The sequence below is a fragment of the Actinomycetota bacterium genome, assembly GCA_040754375.1.
Lineage (GTDB): Bacteria > Actinomycetota > Acidimicrobiia > Acidimicrobiales > AC-14 > JBFMCT01.
Genome location: JBFMCT010000057.1, coordinates 1 through 16,659 on the forward strand (window position 1 = coordinate 1; position 16,659 = coordinate 16,659).

17 protein-coding genes are annotated in these 16,659 nt (G+C 72.8%); 14 read left to right on the forward strand and 3 right to left on the reverse strand.

What is annotated here, in order from left to right; all coding sequences use genetic code 11:
* Nucleotides 1-239 precede the first annotated feature (239 nt).
* Genes tilS through ftsH form a run of 3 tightly spaced genes read left to right on the forward strand, consistent with a single transcriptional unit; the run spans nt 240 to nt 3,649 of the window.
* Complete coding sequence (gene tilS, locus AB1673_16065; GenBank protein MEW6155479.1) at nt 240-1,109, forward strand: tRNA lysidine(34) synthetase TilS; 870 nt, start codon at nt 240-242, stop codon at nt 1,107-1,109.
* Nucleotides 1,110-1,167: 58 nt separating this feature from the next.
* Nucleotides 1,168-1,737, forward strand: a complete 570-nt coding sequence (gene hpt / locus AB1673_16070; GenBank protein MEW6155480.1) for a hypoxanthine phosphoribosyltransferase — start codon at nt 1,168-1,170, stop codon at nt 1,735-1,737.
* A gap of 52 nt (nt 1,738-1,789) precedes the next feature.
* Nucleotides 1,790-3,649 (forward strand): ATP-dependent zinc metalloprotease FtsH, encoded by a 1,860-nt coding sequence (gene ftsH, locus AB1673_16075; protein MEW6155481.1) that lies wholly within the window; start codon nt 1,790-1,792, stop codon nt 3,647-3,649.
* Here the strand turns inward: ftsH and AB1673_16080 are convergent.
* The gene (locus tag AB1673_16080; GenBank protein MEW6155482.1) at nt 3,639-4,214 is read right to left on the reverse strand and encodes a helix-turn-helix transcriptional regulator; all 576 of its coding nucleotides are present in this window, start codon (nt 4,212-4,214) and stop codon (nt 3,639-3,641) included. The two genes, ftsH and AB1673_16080, sit on opposite strands and share 11 nt — an antisense overlap.
* A gap of 130 nt (nt 4,215-4,344) precedes the next feature.
* Here AB1673_16080 and folE point away from each other — a divergent pair, with 130 nt between their 5' ends.
* Complete coding sequence (gene folE / locus AB1673_16085) at nt 4,345-4,911, forward strand: GTP cyclohydrolase I FolE (protein ID MEW6155483.1); 567 nt, start codon at nt 4,345-4,347, stop codon at nt 4,909-4,911.
* On the opposite strand, the gene AB1673_16090 is transcribed toward folE, so the two are convergent.
* Nucleotides 4,898-5,707: a class I SAM-dependent methyltransferase gene (locus AB1673_16090; GenBank protein ID MEW6155484.1), complete on the reverse strand. Its 810-nt coding sequence runs from the start codon at nt 5,705-5,707 to the stop codon at nt 4,898-4,900. The genes folE and AB1673_16090 overlap by 14 nt on opposite strands.
* Nucleotides 5,704-6,615: a ChbG/HpnK family deacetylase gene (locus AB1673_16095; GenBank protein ID MEW6155485.1), complete on the reverse strand. Its 912-nt coding sequence runs from the start codon at nt 6,613-6,615 to the stop codon at nt 5,704-5,706. The genes AB1673_16090 and AB1673_16095 overlap by 4 nt, the downstream gene beginning before the upstream one ends.
* Before the next feature lie 104 nt (nt 6,616-6,719).
* On the opposite strand from AB1673_16095, the gene AB1673_16100 reads away from it, so the two are divergent.
* The 10 genes from AB1673_16100 to lysS all read left to right on the forward strand — a co-directional run bounded on the left by AB1673_16100 (nt 6,720) and on the right by lysS (nt 16,101).
* Nucleotides 6,720-8,045: a hypothetical protein gene (locus AB1673_16100; GenBank protein ID MEW6155486.1), complete on the forward strand. Its 1,326-nt coding sequence runs from the start codon at nt 6,720-6,722 to the stop codon at nt 8,043-8,045.
* A gap of 61 nt (nt 8,046-8,106) precedes the next feature.
* A complete protein-coding gene (gene folP / locus AB1673_16105; protein MEW6155487.1) occupies nt 8,107-8,874 on the forward strand; it encodes a dihydropteroate synthase in 768 nt (255 codons plus the stop codon).
* Nucleotides 8,871-9,434 carry a hypothetical protein gene (locus AB1673_16110; GenBank protein ID MEW6155488.1) on the forward strand — a complete coding sequence of 188 codons (564 nt, stop codon included), beginning with the start codon at nt 8,871-8,873 and terminating at the stop codon, nt 9,432-9,434. The genes folP and AB1673_16110 overlap by 4 nt, the downstream gene beginning before the upstream one ends.
* Nucleotides 9,435-9,448: 14 nt before the next feature.
* A complete protein-coding gene (gene folK / locus AB1673_16115; protein ID MEW6155489.1) occupies nt 9,449-10,252 on the forward strand; it encodes a 2-amino-4-hydroxy-6-hydroxymethyldihydropteridine diphosphokinase in 804 nt (267 codons plus the stop codon).
* 60 nt (nt 10,253-10,312) lie between these two features.
* Nucleotides 10,313-11,146 (forward strand): pantoate--beta-alanine ligase, encoded by an 834-nt coding sequence (gene panC / locus AB1673_16120; protein ID MEW6155490.1) that lies wholly within the window; start codon nt 10,313-10,315, stop codon nt 11,144-11,146.
* Nucleotides 11,146-11,472 (forward strand): aspartate 1-decarboxylase, encoded by a 327-nt coding sequence (gene panD, locus AB1673_16125; protein MEW6155491.1) that lies wholly within the window; start codon nt 11,146-11,148, stop codon nt 11,470-11,472. The genes panC and panD overlap by 1 nt, the downstream gene beginning before the upstream one ends.
* Nucleotides 11,465-13,045, forward strand: a complete 1,581-nt coding sequence (nadB, locus tag AB1673_16130) for an L-aspartate oxidase (GenBank protein MEW6155492.1) — start codon at nt 11,465-11,467, stop codon at nt 13,043-13,045. Before panD ends, nadB begins: the two co-directional genes overlap by 8 nt.
* A gap of 34 nt (nt 13,046-13,079) precedes the next feature.
* On the forward strand, nt 13,080-13,919 hold the full coding sequence (gene nadC / locus AB1673_16135) for a carboxylating nicotinate-nucleotide diphosphorylase (protein ID MEW6155493.1): 840 nt from the start codon (nt 13,080-13,082) through the stop codon (nt 13,917-13,919).
* On the forward strand, nt 13,919-14,686 hold the full coding sequence (locus AB1673_16140) for a type III pantothenate kinase (GenBank protein ID MEW6155494.1): 768 nt from the start codon (nt 13,919-13,921) through the stop codon (nt 14,684-14,686). The genes nadC and AB1673_16140 overlap by 1 nt, the downstream gene beginning before the upstream one ends.
* Nucleotides 14,683-16,101 carry a lysine--tRNA ligase gene (lysS, locus tag AB1673_16145; GenBank protein MEW6155495.1) on the forward strand — a complete coding sequence of 473 codons (1,419 nt, stop codon included), beginning with the start codon at nt 14,683-14,685 and terminating at the stop codon, nt 16,099-16,101. The genes AB1673_16140 and lysS overlap by 4 nt, the downstream gene beginning before the upstream one ends.
* The last annotated feature ends 558 nt before the right edge of the window (nt 16,102-16,659 follow it).

Sequence of the window (16,659 nt, forward strand, 5' to 3'; positions counted from 1 at the left end):
ACATCCACACTCACGTCAACTCCATCAACTGTGCCGTGGCCAGCCCCAGCGGTGGCCTCCTGGGCACGGTGGGCACGGCTCTCGACCTGATCGGCCAGATCCTGCCTGGGGTCCTGCCGCCGGCTCCCCCCGGCTGCAACGTGTTCTGAGCGAGCACTGATCGACCCGCTTCGGAACGGGCGGTGGCCTCCGGGCCACCGCCCGTTCCGCGGTCTGCCAGCGCCCTAGCCTGGGGACGAGTGGACGTCCAAGGTTTGGTGCCGGCCGACCTTCTGGCCCGCTGCTCGTTCCCAGCGCCGGGCACCGAGGTCGCCTGTGCCGTTTCCGGCGGGGCGGACTCGCTGGCCCTTCTGGTGTTGGCGGTGGCCGCCGGGTGCCGGGTGACGGCCGTCCACGTCGACCACGGGCTCCGCCCGGGTTCAGCCTCCGAAGCCGACGTGGTGGCCGCCGCCGCCGACCGGTTCGGGGCCGCCTTCCGGTCAGAACGGGTAGTCGTCGGGCCCGGCCCTAACCTCGAAGCCCGGGCCCGGGCGGCTCGCTACGGTGCCCTCCCGCCCGGCGTGCTCACGGGCCACACGGCCGACGACCAGGCCGAGACGGTCCTGCTCAACCTCATGCGGGGGGCCGGCCTCGACGGCCTGGCCGGCATGGCCCCGTCCCGCCATCCTCTGCTCGGCGTGCGGCGCCGGGAGACCAGGGACCTGTGCCGATCGGTGGGCCTCGTGCCGGTCGAGGACCCGTCCAACGACGACCCTCGGCACCGGCGCAACCGCGTGCGGGCCGAGCTACTTCCCCTGTTGGAGTCCATCGCCGAGCGCGATGTCGTTCCCGTGCTGGTCCGCCAAGCCTCCGTTCTACGTGACGAAGCCGCCTTCCTCGGCTCGCTGGCCGCCGAGCTCGACCCGACCGACGCCGTGGCCTTGGCTGAGGCGCCGCCGGCGCTGGCCCGCCGGGCCGTGCGCCGGTGGCTGGGGGGCGAGCACCCCGTCGACCTGGCCACCGTGGAGCGGGTGCTGGCCGTGGCCCGGGGCGAGGCTCAGGCGACGGACGTGGGCGGCGGCCGCCGGGCGCGGCGAAGCCGCCAGCGGCTCCATGTCGAGCGCGACTGACCAGGGCCCGCCCCTGCCGGCTCGTACGGGACGGCCCAGCCGTCTACGGTGACGGCCGATGTCCCTCGACGGAGCCCCCGCCGCCAATCCCCACATCGGACCGGTCGTGGTCAGCGAGGAGGAGCTGCGGGCGCGGGTCACCGAGCTGGGCAAGGAGATCACCGCCGACTACAGCGACCGCGCCCCGCTGCTGGTCGGTGTGCTCAAGGGGGCGTTCATGTTCATGAGCGACTTGGCGCGGGCCATCGACCTTCCCGTCGAGTTCGACTTCATGGCCGTGTCGTCCTACGGCAGTGCCACCCAGACGAGCGGCGTCGTCCGCATCGTGAAAGACCTCGACCTCGACCTGAGCGGGCGCCATGTCATCCTCGTGGAGGACATCATCGACAGCGGGCTGACCCTCAGCTACCTGCGCCGCAACCTGCTGGCCCGCGGCCCGGCGTCCTTGGAGGTCTGCGCCCTGCTCGTGCGCGAGGGTCAGCAGCGCAAGGAGCCGGCGCTGCGCTATGTCGGCTTCCGGATCCCGGCCGACTTCGTGATCGGCTACGGCCTTGATGCCTACGAGCAGTACCGCAACCTGCCGTTCGTGTGCGTCTACTCAGGCGAGACCAGCCCCCCCACCGGCTGACCCCGGGGCCCGATAGGGATCGAGGCCGGGTACCCTGGCCCCTCGTGAGGACATGCGCGTGAAGAAGCTGGTCCGGCGCGTCCCGTTCTGGGTGGTGGTCGGGCTGGTGGTGGTCGTCGTTGCCTTCAACGCCTTTCGGGGCGACGGCGGGCGGGAGACATACCGCCTCGACGAGTTCGAGCGGCGAGTGGCCGAGGGCGCGGTGGAGTCGGCCACCATCGCCGACCGCGACGGCAGCATCACGGGCGAGCTGAAAGACGGCACCAAGTTCCGTACGGCCTACGTCAAAGAGGACTCGCCCGCCCTGATGGAGTCACTGCGGGCCACCGGGGTCGAGATCGACGTCGACCACCAGAAGGACCCGGTGTGGTGGGTCCTCGTCCAGACGCTGCTCCCGTTCGTGCTGCTCGTCGGCGTGTTCCTGTTCGTCATGAACAGCATGCAGGGTGGCGGCAGCCGGGTCATGCAGTTCGGCAAGGCCAAGGCCCGCCAGGTCTCCAAGGACCAGCCCAAGGTCACGTTCGCCGACGTGGCCGGCTCCGACGAGGCCGTCGAGGAGCTCCAGGAGATCAAGGAGTTCCTGGAGGCCCCGGCCAAGTTCCTGGCCATGGGGGCCAAGATCCCCAAGGGTGTGCTCCTGTTTGGCCCCCCGGGCACCGGCAAGACCCTGCTGGCGAGGGCCGTGGCCGGCGAGGCCGGCGTGCCCTTCTTCTCGATCTCAGGCTCCGATTTCGTCGAGATGTTCGTGGGCGTGGGCGCCAGCCGGGTGCGGGACCTGTTCGAGCAGGCCAAGGCGTCGGCCCCGGCCATCGTCTTCGTCGACGAGATCGACGCCGTCGGGCGGCACCGGGGCGCCGGGTTGGGCGGAGGTCACGACGAGCGCGAGCAGACCCTCAACCAGCTCCTGGTCGAGATGGACGGGTTCGACACGCGGGCGGGCGTGATCCTGATCGCGGCCACCAACCGCCCGGACATCCTCGACCCGGCCCTACTGCGCCCCGGCCGTTTCGACCGCCAGATCGTGGTTGACCGTCCCGATCTCGAGGGGCGCAAGGCCATTCTCAACGTCCACGGCCGGTCCAAGCCCCTGGCCAAGGGGATCGACATCGAGGTGCTGGCCCGCCGCACACCCGGGTTCACGGGCGCCGACCTGGCCAACCTGATGAACGAGGCCGCCCTGCTGGCCGCTCGGCGGGGTTTCGGGGAGATCGGCATGCCCCAACTCGAGGAGGCCATCGACCGGGTGATCGCCGGCCCCGAGCGCAAGTCACGGCTGATCAGCGAGGAGGAGAAGCGGGTCATCGCCTACCACGAGGGCGGCCACGCCCTGGTGGGCCACGCCCTGCCCCACGCCGACCCCATCCACAAGGTGTCGATCATCTCCCGGGGCCGGGCCCTGGGCTGGACGCTGGCCCTGCCCGAGCAGGACAAGTACCTCACCACACGGTCGGCGCTTCGGGACCAGTTGGCCATGCTGCTCGGCGGGCGTACGGCCGAGGAGCTGATCTTCCAGGACCCCACGACGGGTGCGCAGAACGACATCGAGAAGGCGACGGCCATCGCTCGGGCCATGGTCACCGAGTACGGCATGTCCGACGAGATCGGCCCCCAGCAGCTCGGCCAGAAGAGCTCGGAAGTGTTCCTGGGCCGCGACCTCGGGCACCAGGCCAACTACTCCGACCACGTGGCCGCCCGGATCGACGAGGAGGTCCGCCGGCTCATCGACGAGGCCCACGACGAAGCCCGTGAGATCCTGGTGGCCCACCGCAAGACCCTCGACCGCCTGGCCGACGCCCTGGTCGAGAAGGAGACCCTCGACACCCCCGAGGTCAACGCGATCATGGCCGACGTGCCCAAACGTCCGGTCCGGGGCACGGCCGACCCCCGCCGGGTGCGCCCGGTCAGGCAGTAGCCGGCCCCCGGCCTCCCGCCCCCGGCTTGCGGTCGGCCATCCACTCGAACCAGGCCAGGACGGCCTCTTCGTGCAGGACGGCGTATTCCAGGATGTTGAGGATGTCGACTTCGGCGGGGTCGACCGTCGCCCGTACCCGCTTGTAGGAGTCGAGGGCCTGCTCGTGGCGGAGGCGGTGGATGGCCAGGAACCGGTCGAAGTAGACGGGGTCGAGGTGGCGGCCGAAGAAGACCATGAGCAGTAGCGGAGAGCGCAGGAGGTCGGCACCCGGCTCCTGGTGGATGAAGGTGGTGAAGGCAGCCCGGCCGTCGTCGGTGATCGTGTAGGGGCGGCGGGCGCGGGTGCCGGTGGCGCCCGCTTCGACCATGCCCATCGTCTCCAAGGCGCGCAACTCCCGGTAGACCTGGCTGGCCGTTACGTTCCAGAAGTCGCCGATCACCATCTCGGCCATGCGGGCGATGTCCCAGCCCGTCAGCGGCCCGCGGTGGAGAAACCCCAGGATGGACGCCCCGGTAGGGTTCAGCGGTTTGATGTGCGCTTGGACGGTGAGGCGGCGACTTGACATTCCACATCGACAGTCTAAAGTGGGGGTTGGGTCCCGCGCCGAGTGTCCGCCGTACTCGGCGCGTGGACCCCCTGTCGCCTGATTTATACCCCGGCTCGCAGGCGAGACCGTGGATGTAGGGTCACGGGCGATGGCAGTCGATCGGGCCCGGATCGAGCGGGCCGTCCGGGAGATCCTCGAGGCCGTGGGGGAGGACCCCGACCGCGACGGCCTCGTTCGGACGCCCTACCGGGTGGCGGCCATGTACGCCGAGGTCTTCTCCGGGCTCCACGACGCTCCCGAGCAACACCTGTCGGTGACGTTCGCGGCCGACCACGACGAGATGGTCATGGTCAAGGACATCCCGCTCTACAGCATGTGCGAGCACCACCTCGTCCCGTTCGTCGGCAAGGCCCACGTGGCTTACATCCCGAACCCCGACGGGCGGATCACCGGCCTGTCCAAGATCGCCCGCCTGGTCGAGTCCTACTCCCGCCGCCCCCAGGTGCAGGAACGGCTCACCACCCAGATCGCGGACGAGATGGACCGCACCCTGGCGCCGCGCGGCGTGCTGGTCGTCATCGAGGCTGAGCACCTGTGCATGTCGATGCGGGGCGTCCAGAAGCCGGGAGCGGTGACGATCACCTCGGCTGTCCGTGGGTTGTTCCGGGACAACCCGGCTACCCGCAACGAGGCCCTCGACTTCATCCGCCGGTAGCTCCCTCGCCGGGGGGCCGGCGGCCCACGATCAGATGGTGGGGGTGGGGGTAGCGCCGCCCTATCGGGTGGTGGCTGACCGAAAGGCCGGCCTCGTTCATCCACCGGCCCATCTCCTCGGGGGCCACGAACGTCAGGCGGTCTCCGGCGGTGATCTTCAGGGCGCGGACCGACACGGTCTCCTGGGCCTTGTTCCAGCGGGCTTTCCAGGCCGGGGCCGTCCCCATCTCCTTGAGCACCAGGGCCCCCCCGGGCGCCAGGGCGGCGGCACAGGTCTCCACCAGTGATTTCTGGTCGGCCTCCTCCAGCAGGTAGAGGACGTCGACGATGGCCACCGCGTCCCACGGCCCGGGGGGCACGTGACCGGACGGCGCCAGTTCGAACTGGCACCTAGGAGGCTGGTGTCTTTCGGGTTCGGCGCGGCGCGCCGAGGCGGCCGACCTACCCCCCACCAGCACCTTTGTGATACCGCCGAGCCGCGAAGCGGGCGGTCGCCCGCCGAAAGCGGGTCTAGACACCACCCTCCTGCCGGCGCCGCCTCCGATGCCGCCGGCAACGGCCGTCGCCACCTCGATCTTGGCTTGGTCGATGTCCACCCCGACGACCTCCCGTCCCGGCTCCCGTAGGGCCAGGTAGGTCGAGAAGAGCCCGTAGCCACAGCCGACCTCCAAGACCCGCCCGTAGGCGGGCACGGCCCGTTCGATGCGGGGGAAGGGGCAGGTGAGCCACCGGCCCCGGACGTGCACACGAGCTCCGAGGGGCGCCCCCCGGTAGAGGGCCAGGGGCCCGGCGCTCACCGAGGGCCGGGCTCGGGCGACCGGACCAGGTCGGCGTAGGTCCCGAGGCGGTAGCCGTGGGCCGTCACCGAGGCCCGGGCGGCGTCGCTGGTGAGGGCTTCGAGCTCGCGGTGCCAGCCGTAACCCCACCGGTAGCGGGCCCGGTCGGGATCGTCGGGTTCGCCCGGGTGGACGGTCAGCTCGGCCGACGGCGCCCCCCGGGAGGCCAGCCGGGCGAGCGCCGACGCCAGCCGGGCGTGGTCGAGCTGGCCGGCCACCTCGATGCCGATGGCGTCAGCCGGATGGGCGATGCCCGCCCGCCCGGCCTCGGCCGCCAGCCGGCGCCCGAGCACGCTGACCCCAACTCCGACGAGGCTGGCCTTGGCCAGGCGGGGCACGCGCACGGCCGGCACGGCGTGCTCGCGGGCGAGGTCGAGCACCACGCGGCGCACCGGCGGCCACAGGTGCAGGTGCTGGTGGGCGTCGAGGTGGGTGATGGGCAGCCCCAGTTCGGCGACGGCCTCGAGCTGGGCATGGAACTCCCGCCGGACGTCGTCGGGGTCGACCCTCCCGGCGACCGTCCGGGCCAAGAAGCGGGACCAGGTCTCGGGGAGCCGGCCGTGGCGGTCGAACAGCGACGGCACCTCCGAGCGCGACAGGAGGGGCGGGTCCTCGCCCACGGCCGCCAGGTGGACGCCTATGCCCAGTTCGGGGTGGTCGGCCAGGCGGTCGGTGACCTTGGGATAGGCCGGCCCGATGGCCAGCACGGAGGTCGAGGTCACGATCCCCTGCTCGTGGGCGCGCAGGATCCCCTCGGAGATGCCGAGGGTCAGCCCGAAGTCGTCGGCGTTGACGATCAGCAGCTTCGGCGGCGCGGCGTGCCCGCGACCCCGGTCCGACCGCCCTCTCTGTCCTCCGCGTGGTGCCACTAGTGCCTGCTCTGACCTGTCACGGTCGCTGGTGCCCGCCGGCGAACCTGTCCCGGAGGTCCGGGGCGTCTACCCGTGGGGGTGGCGCGGAGTGCATGATACCGGTGGCCGCGCCGGGCCACGGCGAGGTAGTCCGAGAGCGGGAGGCCAGCAGGGTGTACGGGTACACGTCCCCTCGCTTCGACGCGGGCACGGTGACGGGGCCTCCGGCGTCCCGCCGCAAGCCGTGGGGACCGGCGCCCGGCCCGCCCGGGGGCGGCGAGGGACGCTGCCCCCACCGGGAGACGGCACTGATGGTCGCCGGGGCCGCTGCGGTGGCCGCCGCCGTTGTCGCCCTCTCGATCGCGGCCTACCTCCACTGGCCGCCGGCCATGGTGGGCGGGCGGCCGACGCCTCAGGGCCCTGTCCCGGACGGGATGGCCTGGCTAGGGGCCTTCACGTGGTGGGACGGCGCCTGGTACACGGGCATCGCCGAGCGTGGTTACGGCTTCACCGCCGGGCGCCAGTCGCCCGTGGCCTTCTTCCCCGCCTACCCCGTGATGGTGCGGGCCCTGGCCCCCGTCGCCGGCAGCAGCGCCCTATCCGGGTTTGCCGTCACGTTGGCGTGCGGCCTGGCGGCCCTGGTGCTCTTCCACGCATGGGCCTACGAGCGGGCCGGCCGCCGGGCGGCCCGGTACGCCTTCGCCGCTCTCGCGCTGTACCCGTGCTCGTTCTACTTGTTCGGCACGGTGTACGCCGACGCCCTCTTCCTGGTGGCGGCCGTGGGCGCCTTCCTGCTGCTCGAGCGAGACCGGACCGTGCTGGCCGGGCTGGTGGCGGCCGTGGGAACGGCCACCCGGCCGGTCGGCATGGCCCTGGCTGTCGGGCTGTGGGCCCGGGTGGCCGAGCGCCGGGGCGTGCTCGAGGGCGGGCGTCTCGATCTCTCCCGGCTGTTGGCGCGTGACGCCGGCCTGCTGCTGGCCCCATTGGGCCTGGTGGCCTACGCCGCCTATCTCGGTCGCCGCTTCGGGGAGCCCCTGCTGTTCATCGAGGCCGAGAAGGGCTGGGGCCAGTCCCCGGGCTGGACGACGTGGCTGAAGCTCTCCTGGTTCCAAGAGATGGCCGCGGCCCGGCCCTTGAGCCCTCCCCAGCTGCACCTGGTGGGTGCCCTCCTGGCGACGGCGGTAGCCCTGGGCCTGGCCGTGGCCGTCTTCCGGCGTCTGGGCTGGGGCTACGGCGTGTACTCGCTGGCCGTGGTGGCCGGTTCGGCGGTCTCGACCAAGAACTTCATCGGTATGGGCCGTTATGCGATGGCCGCCTTCCCGTGCTTCGTGGTGGCCGGCCTCATGCTGGCCGGCCGCAAGCGGGTGGGCTGGGCCGTCCTGGCCGTGTCGGGGGTCATGCTGGTGGTGTTGTCGCAGTTCCACGCCCGCAACATGCTCATCTCGTAACGAAACTTGTGGCTCCCGGCCCCGTGGGCGGGGACCCCGCCCCGGTACGATGGTGGCCCTTATGCGGCCGCTCGTGATGGGTGTCCTCAACGTGACCCCGGACTCCTTTTCCGACGGCGGCCGGTGGTCCGACCCTGGCGCGGCCGTCGAGCGCGGCTTGGAGATGGCCGCCCAGGGGGCCGACATCGTCGATGTCGGGGGGGAGAGCACCCGTCCGGGGGCCGAGCCCGTCAGCGAGCAGGTCGAACGGGCCCGCGTGGTCGGGGTGGTCCGGTCCCTGGCCCCCCACGTCAGGGTGTCGGTCGACACCCGGCGCCGCTCGGTGGCCGAGGCGGCGGTGGAGGCCGGGGCCACGATGGTGAACGACGTCTCGGCCACGCTGTGGCCGGTGGCGGCCGAGGCGGGCGTGGCCTGGGTGGCCATGCACATGAAGGGCGAGCCCCGCACCATGCAGGAGTCCCCGGTCTACGGCGACGTGGCCCGGGAGGTGCGCCTGTTCCTGGTCGAGCGGGCGGCGGCCGCCCAGGCCGGCGGCGTGAAGGAGGTGTGGGTCGACCCCGGCATCGGGTTCGGCAAGACGCTGGCCCACAACCTCGAGGTCCTGGGGCGCCTGGGGGAACTGGTGGCCGAGGGCTTCCCCGTGGTCGTGGGCACGAGCCGCAAGTCGTTCATCGGTCACCTCACCGGCGGAGCCCCTCCGGACGACCGCCTGGAGGGCTCGGTGGCCACGGCCGTATGGGCCATGACCAGGGGCGCGGCCATGGTCCGCGCCCACGACATCCCCGCAACCGTCGAAGCCGCCCGCCTGGTGGCAGGAGCAGCAGCATGAAGAGCAAATGGGCCGCCGGCATCGTCCCCCGCAACTTCGCGTGGATCATCAAGGACCGTCTGGCCGTCAGCGAGCGGCCCGGGGGTTACGCCCGGACGCACCGCCGCGTGCGGCGCCAGGAGGAGATCATCTGGCTGCGCGAGCAGGGCTTCAGCCGCGTGGTCTCGCTCCTCGGCTCCACCCACAACCTCTACGCCTACAGCGAGCTGGGCGTGGTCTCCGAGCACGTGCCTCTCGGTCCCCACGACGATGCCCGGGTGGTGCTGGGGCGGCTTTACGGTCAGTTCTGGGAGTGGCTGGGGGCGGGGGGGAAGGTGCTGGTCCATCAAGAGGAGCTCAGCGACCGGGTGCTGGGCGTGGTGGCCGGCTACCTCGTCTGGACCTCGATGGTGAAGTCCCCGGCCCAGGCCATCTCCATCGTGGAGAGGATCAACCAGCGCCAGATGGGCCCGGTGGGCCGGGAACTGGTGGCCGTGGCCACCGCCTTGGCCGTGTCGAACCCTCCGCCGGCCCGGCCCCCGGCCGAGGCCGACAAGGGCCCGGTAATGGGAGAGGCCTGATCGACCGCATCGAGCTGAGGGGCCTGCGGGCCCTGGGCCGGCACGGGGCACTGCCCGGGGAGCGGGACCAGGACCAGCCCTTCGAGCTCGACCTCGACGTCGAGCTCGACCTGGAGCGGGCCGCGGCCAGCGACGACCTGGCCGACACGGCCGACTACGGGGCGTTGGTGGCGGCCGCGGCGGCTGTCGTCACGGGCGAGCAGTGGCGGCTCCTCGAACGTCTGGCCCGCCGGGTGGCCGAGGCCGTGCTGGCCACCGACCGCCGGGTGGCGGCCGTGACCGTCTCGGTGCGCAAGCTGCGGCCTCCCGTGCCCGCCGACCTGGCGTCCGCCGGTGCCCGCCTGCGGGTGGGCCGCCGCCGCGCCTTCGTCGGGCTCGGGTCGAACTTGGGCGACCGCCGGGCGGCCCTGGCCGGTGCGGTGGCCGCCCTGCCTGACGTCGTGGCCGTGTCGCCGCTGTACGAGACCGAGCCGGTAGGCGGTCCTGATGGCCAGCCTCCTTACCTCAACGCCGTGGTCGAGCTGTCCACCGCCCTCTCGCCCCGCGACCTGCTGGCGCTGGGGGCCGCTCTCGAAACCGAGGCCGGCCGGCCCCGCGACCGGGCCGGCGAGCCCCGCCACGGGCCCCGGGCCCTCGACGTCGACGTGTTGTGGGTCGAGGGCGTCGAGGTGGCCGAGAGCGACCTCGTGGTGCCTCATCCCCGCATGTGGGAGCGGCGGTTCGTGCTCGCCCCGCTGGCCGACCTGGCTCCCGCGCTGGTCCCGCCCGGCGCCCTCGAACGGGCCGCCGGCAGCGTCCGCCGCACGGGTAGTCTCTGACCACGAACGGCACCTGCCCCTGCAGGGCCGGAACGTAGGAAAGGAAGCGCCGTGCGGGTCATCGACCGCATCGAGCAGGTCAGAAAAGAGCTCGATGCCGCCCGGTCCGAGGGCGGCACCGTCGGGCTGGTCCCGACCATGGGTGCCCTCCACGAGGGTCACGCGTCGCTCGTGCACCGCTCGGCGGCCGAGTGCTCGGTCACCGTGGTCACCGTGTTCGTCAACCCCCTCCAGTTCGGGCCCAAGGAGGACTTCGACCGCTACCCGCGCGACCTTGGCGGTGACCTCGCGGTGGCCGAGGAGGCGGGCGCCGACCTGGTGTTCGCCCCGCCCGTGGGCGAGATCTTCGCCGAGGAGCCGGTGGTGCGGGTCGAGGTCGGCGGCGGCCTGGGAGAACTGCTCGAGGGGGCGGCCCGGCCGGGCCACTTCTCGGGGGTGGCCACCGTCGTGGCCAAGCTGTTCGCCATCGCCGGGCCGTGCCGGGCTTACTTCGGGGAGAAGGACTACCAGCAGCTCCTGGTCGTTCGCCGCCTGGCTGCCGACCTGTCCTTCCCCGTCGAGGTGGTGGGCTGCCCGACGGTGCGGGCCCCCGACGGGTTGGCCCTGTCGAGCCGCAACGCCTACCTGTCCGGGCCCGAGCGCACGGCCGCCACCGTGCTGCCCCGGGCTCTGGCGACGGCCGCACGGTCGCGCGAGCGGGACGGGGAGCGCCTCCGCCGCCTGATGGCGGCCGCCATCGCGGCCGAGCCGCTGGTACGTCTCGACTACGCCGAGGTGGCCGACGCGGCCACGCTGTCCCCTCTCGACCGGGTCGAAGGCCCGGCCCGGCTACTGGTGGCCGCCCGCGTGGGCACCACCAGGCTCATCGACAACCTGGCCGTGGGGGGAGCGTGATGCGCCGGCGCATGCTGAAGTCCAAGGTCCACCGGGCGGTGGTCACCGGGGCCGACGTCAACTACGTGGGTTCGATCTCGCTCGACCCGGCCCTCATGGACAAGGCCGACATCCGCGAGTGGGAGCAGGTGGCCGTGCTCGACGTCGACAACGGTGCCCGCCTGGAGACCTACGCCATCATGGGCGAACCGGGCGACGTTCGCGTGAATGGCGCCGCCGCCCGCCTCGTCGACCCCGGCCATCGCATCATCATCCTCACCTACGCCGACTACGACGAACACGAACTGGAGGGCCACACCCCGACGATCGTGACCCTCGGTGGGTGAGGAGGCCCCGCCGCCCCTCGACCTGTTGGTGCTGGGGAGCGGGGTGGCCGGCCTCTCGGCCGCCGTGCGGGCCGCCGCCTCCCAGCCGGGGATGCGGGTCGGGGTCCTGACCAAGGGCCGGCTGGAGCAGGCGACCACCCGGTGGGCGCAAGGGGGGGTTGCCGCCGTGCTGGGCGGTGACCCCGACTCGACCGACCTCCACCTGGCCGACACCCTGGCCGCCGGGGCCGGGCTGTGCGACGCCGACGCCGTCCGGGTGCTCGTCGACGAGGGCCCGGCCCGGGTCCACGAGCTGATCTCCCTGGGGGCGGTGTTCGACCGGGAGGCGGGGGGCGATCTCGCCCTGGCCCGCGAAGGCGGCCACTCGGTGGCCCGGGTGGTGCACGCCGGGGGGGCGGCCACCGGCGCCGAGATCGAGCGGGCGCTGGTGGCGGCCGTGCGGGCCACGGCCGCAGCCGTGATGGAGGGCTGGTTCGCCGTCGACCTGGTGACCGACGACGGCCGGTGCCGGGGCGTGTCCGCGGTGGGCCCCGCGGGCCTCCAACAGACGGTGGCCGCCCGCCACGTGCTGCTGGCCACGGGCGGGGCGGGCCAGCTCTACGCGGTCACCACCAACCCTCCCGAGGCCACCGGGGACGGCATGGCCATGGCCTTGCGGGCTGGGGTGCCGGTGGCCGACGTGGAGTTCGTCCAGTTCCACCCCACCGCCCTTCACCACCCTTCGATGCCCCGCCCGCTCCTGTCCGAGGCCCTCCGGGGCCACGGGGCCCGCCTGCGGGACGCCACCGGCGAGCGCTTCGTCGACGAACTGGAGCCCCGTGACGTCGTCTCGCGGGCCATGGCCGCCCGCATGGCCGAGCAGGGTGTGGACCACCTGTGGCTGGACGCCACCGGCCTGGAGGACTTCGACCGCCGCTTCCCCACCATCTCGGCGTCGATGGCCGCGGCCGGGCTCGACCCCACGTCCGAGTGGCTGCCGGTGGCACCCGCGGCCCACTACACGATCGGGGGCGTGCTGGCCGACCTGGACGGGGCCACCGGCCTGCCCGGGCTGTGGGCCGCGGGCGAGGCCGCCTGCTCGGGCGTCCACGGGGCCAACCGCCTGGGGTCGAACTCGCTGCTGGAGGGCATGGTGTTCGCCGCCCGGGTGGTGGAAGCCATCCTCGCGGGTAAGTCGGAGTGCGAGGAGACGGGCGCCCTGCGGGCCGGGGGGTGGCGGGTGCTGGCGGGCGACCGCGAGCACGGCGCCGCGCCGCCCGGTGGTGCCCGTGACCGCGGCGACGCGGCCAAGCTGAGGGAGGCGCTGCAGCACTCGCTCACGGCCCACGCCGGGGTGGTGCGCGACGCCCGCTCGCTGGCCGAGGCGGCCGGCCACGTGGCCGAGGTGGCCGAGCGGATGCCCGACCACGGCCGCGAGGCGCTGGAGCTGCGCAACCTGGTCACGGTGGCCGGTGCCTTGGTGGCCAGTGCGGTTGCCCGCCAGGAGTCCCGCGGCGCCCACACCCGCACCGACTTCCCCGAGACGTCGACGGCCTTCGGCCACCGGCTCGTCCACCGCGCTGGCACCCCGTGATGGCCGGCCCACCCGTCGTGACCGGCCCATCGTCGTGATCGGGGACGTGGTGGCCCGGGCCCTGGCCGAGGACCTGGGCCCCCTGGGCGACCTCACCTCGGCCCTGCTGCCCGCGGGCGCCCAGGCCGACGCCGTGCTCGTCCCCCGGGCCGCCGGGGTGCTGGCCGGCCGGGCGGCGGCCCACGAGACCTTCGCTCAGGTCGACCCGGCCATCGAGTTGGCGTGGTCGGCGGCCGACGGAGACCTCGTCGTGGCCGGGGAACCCGTCGCCCGGGTGCGGGGGCCGTTGGCGTCGGTGTTGACGGCCGAGCGCACGGCCCTCAACTTCCTGAGCCACCTCTCGGGCATCGCCACCCTCACCCGCCGGTTCGCCGACCGGGCCGCGCCCGCCCGGGTGCGCGACACCCGCAAGACCACACCCGGCCTGCGGGCGCTGGAGAAGGCGGCCGTGCGGGCCGGTGGGGGGGTCAACCACCGGGGCAACCTGTCAGACGGGGTGCTGGTGAAGGACAACCACCTGGGGGGGCTCACGGTGGCCGAGGCGGTGGCCGGCGCCCGCCGGCAGTGGCCGGGCCGCACCGTGCAGGTGGAGTGCGACACCGCCGCCCAGGTGGCCGAGGCGCTGGCTGCGGGTGCCGACCTGGTACTGCTCGACAACATGTCCCCCGAGGGGGTAGCCGGTTGCGTGGCCGTGGTCGCGGGGCGCTGCCTGGTCGAGGTGTCGGGCGGCGTGACCCTCGACAACGTGGCTGCCTACGCAGCCGCGGGCGCCGACCTGGTGGCCGTGGGGGCCATCACCCACTCCGCCCCCGTGCTCGACATCGGGCTCGACCTGCGGCCCGGCTCGGGCCCCGATGGGCCAGGTCCGCGCTGATGCTCCTGGCCATCGACGCCGGCAACACCCACACCGTGGTCGGCCTCTACGACGGTGATCAACTCCTGGAGCCGTGGCGGCTGGCCACCAACTCCGAGCGCACCTCCGACGAGCACGGCCTGCTCGTCCGCCAGCTCCTCGACCTGCGCTCGGCCACCCTCGGCGACGTGACCGGCGTGGTCATCTCCTCAACCGTCCCCCGGCTGACGGCCGCCCTACGGGAGATGGCCGAGCGCTACTTCGCCGTACCCCCGGTTGTGCTGGAGCCGGGCGCCCGCACGGGCATGCCGATCCTCTACGAGAACCCCCGGGAGGTCGGTCCTGACCGGATTGCCAACGCCGTGGGGGCCCACGACCTCTACGGTGGGCCGGTGATCGTCGTCGACTTCGGGACCGCCACCACCGTCGACGCCACGTCGGTCGACGGCGAGTACCTCGGCGGGGCCATCATGCCGGGCGTGGAGGTGAGCCTCGACGCCCTCTTCGCCCGGGCCGCGGCCCTGTTCAGGGTGAAGCTCACCGGGCCCCGGCGGGTCATCGGCCGCAACACCGTCGAGTCGGTCCAGTCGGGCACCCTCTACGGCACGGGGGCGGCCGTCGACGGCCTGTGCCGGCGTTTCGAGGACGAACTGGGCCCGTGCCGGGTGGTCTCCACCGGGGGGCTGGGGGAGCTCATCGCTCCCTTCTCGGAGAAGATCGAGACCCACGACCCGTGGCTCACCCTCCACGGCCTACGCCTCATCTTCGAGCGCAACCGGCCCTCATGAGGGGCTCGGGCGACATCCCCTACCGATTCGAGCGCACCGCCCAGGCGGCCGAGCTCCACGCCCGCCACGGCGGGCTGGCGCCCGAGTCACGCACCGGCGAGCGAGTGTCGGTGGCCGGGCGCCTCATGCTGCGCCGGGGCCAGGGGGCCATCGCCTTCGGCACCCTGGCCGACCTGTCGGGCCGGGTCCAGCTCTTCGCCACCGAGGCCGCCACTGCCCGGTTCGACGAGTTCGGCAAGCTCTCGATCGGCGACTGGTTGGGCGTCACCGGGGAGGTGATCACCACCCGCCGGGGCGAGCTCTCGGTGTCCGTCGACGAGTGGGTAAGGCTGGCCGAGGCCCGCCGGCCGTTCCCCGACAAGTGGCACGGCATCGTCGACCCCGACACCCGCTACCGCCAGCGCTACGTCGACCTGTGGGCGTCGGAGGAGTCCCGCCGGGCCTTCGTGGTGCGCAGCCGGGTCATCAGCCTGGTGCGGCGCTGGCTGGAGGACCGTGGGTTCCTCGAAGTGGAGACGCCGGTGCTCCACCCGCTGGCGGGCGGGGCCACGGCCCGGCCGTTCGTCACCCACCACAACGCCCTGGACATGGAGCTATACCTGCGGGTCGCCCCCGAGCTCTACCTGAAGCGGTTGGTGGCCGGCGGCTTCGACAAGGTGTTCGAGCTGGGCCGGGTGTTCCGCAACGAGGGCATCTCGCCCCGCCACAACCCCGAGTTCACCATGCTCGAGGTCTACGCGGCTTACGCCGACTACCACGACATGATGGACATCTGCGAGAACCTGGTGGCTGACGTGGTGACCGAGGTGACCGGCGCAGCGCAGATCAGCTATGCCGGGCGCGACCTCGACCTGGCCCCGCCCTGGCCGCGGGCCACGATGACCGACCTGGTGGCCGAGCACACCGGGCTGACCGTCGACGTGGGGATGGATGTCGGCGCGCTGGCGGCCACCGCCCGGGGCGTCGGTGTCAACGTCAACCCGGCCTGGGGTGCGGGCAAGCTGGTGCAGGAGATCTACGAGAAGACGACCGAGCCCGAGCTGTGGGGCCCGGTGTTCGTGACCGATCATCCGCTGGAGGTATCGCCCCTGTCGCGGCCCCACCGGTCCAGGCCCGGCTACGTCGAGCGCTTCGAGCCCATCGTGGCCGGCCGGGAGCTGGGCAACGCCTTCACCGAGCTGGTCGACCCCGACGACCAGCGGGCCCGCTTCGAGGACCAGGCCCGCCTGGCGGCCGCCGGCGACGAGGAGGCCATGGCCGTCGACGAGGACTACCTGAGGGCGCTGGAGTACGGCTTGCCACCCACGGGCGGCCTGGGCATCGGCATCGACAGGCTGGTCATGCTCGTCACGGGGGCGACCAACATCCGCGACGTCGTGCTGTTCCCCACCCTGCGGCCCGAGGCCGGCCCGTAGGCCTGCTCGGCATCACCCGCTCGTACCCCGACTGATTGGTGTCAATGATCGGGTACCTGCGCCGACCGATGTCCGGAACACGGGACTCCATGCCCCGCCCCGCCCCGGCCAGGCGCCTGTAGGCGGCTACCACCTCGGCGGTGGCCATGGCCTGGCCTCGAGGACGCCGACGTGGTGGCTTCGACGGGCCGGGCCCGAGTGGTCCTGAACCAGCACCGTCGCCGAGCGGCGCCGAGCGGCGACGGGGGCGGGTGCTGATCAGCATCAACCAGGGGGAGATACCACTACTTCTAACCGTGGGGATCCGGACTGGGATGGGGGCCTTCGTCAAGACCGACGGCTACGCGCCGTGGCCAATATGGACCGGATCTAGACTGCCTGAACAGGCTCGTTCTCTCTCGCGGGCGAGCGGGCGAGCGGGCGAGCGGGCGTGGTTTGCGCCTGACTTCGCGATAGAGATCCGCCTGGGAATCAGTCAGCATCCGCGGGTCCCCACGACCCGTGGAGGACGATCTGACCATGCCCGATCCCGATCGAGGAACCGACCGCGCCGGCCGG

Bases quoted from the DNA above. Each gene is read 5' to 3' on its own strand.
- hpt (MEW6155480.1), top strand. From the start codon at position 1,168: ATGTCCCTCGACGGAGCCCCCGCCGCCAATCCCCACATCGGACCGGTC.
- AB1673_16140 (MEW6155494.1), top strand. From the start codon at position 13,919: ATGCTCCTGGCCATCGACGCCGGCAACACCCACACCGTGGTCGGCCTC.
- AB1673_16080 (MEW6155482.1), bottom strand. From the start codon at position 4,214: ATGTCAAGTCGCCGCCTCACCGTCCAAGCGCACATCAAACCGCTGAAC.
- AB1673_16110 (MEW6155488.1), top strand. From the start codon at position 8,871: ATGAAGAGCAAATGGGCCGCCGGCATCGTCCCCCGCAACTTCGCGTGG.
- folE (MEW6155483.1), top strand. From the start codon at position 4,345: ATGGCAGTCGATCGGGCCCGGATCGAGCGGGCCGTCCGGGAGATCCTC.
- lysS (MEW6155495.1), top strand. From the start codon at position 14,683: ATGAGGGGCTCGGGCGACATCCCCTACCGATTCGAGCGCACCGCCCAG.
- folP (MEW6155487.1), top strand. From the start codon at position 8,107: ATGCGGCCGCTCGTGATGGGTGTCCTCAACGTGACCCCGGACTCCTTT.
- panD (MEW6155491.1), top strand. From the start codon at position 11,146: ATGCGCCGGCGCATGCTGAAGTCCAAGGTCCACCGGGCGGTGGTCACC.
- ftsH (MEW6155481.1), top strand. From the start codon at position 1,790: ATGCGCGTGAAGAAGCTGGTCCGGCGCGTCCCGTTCTGGGTGGTGGTC.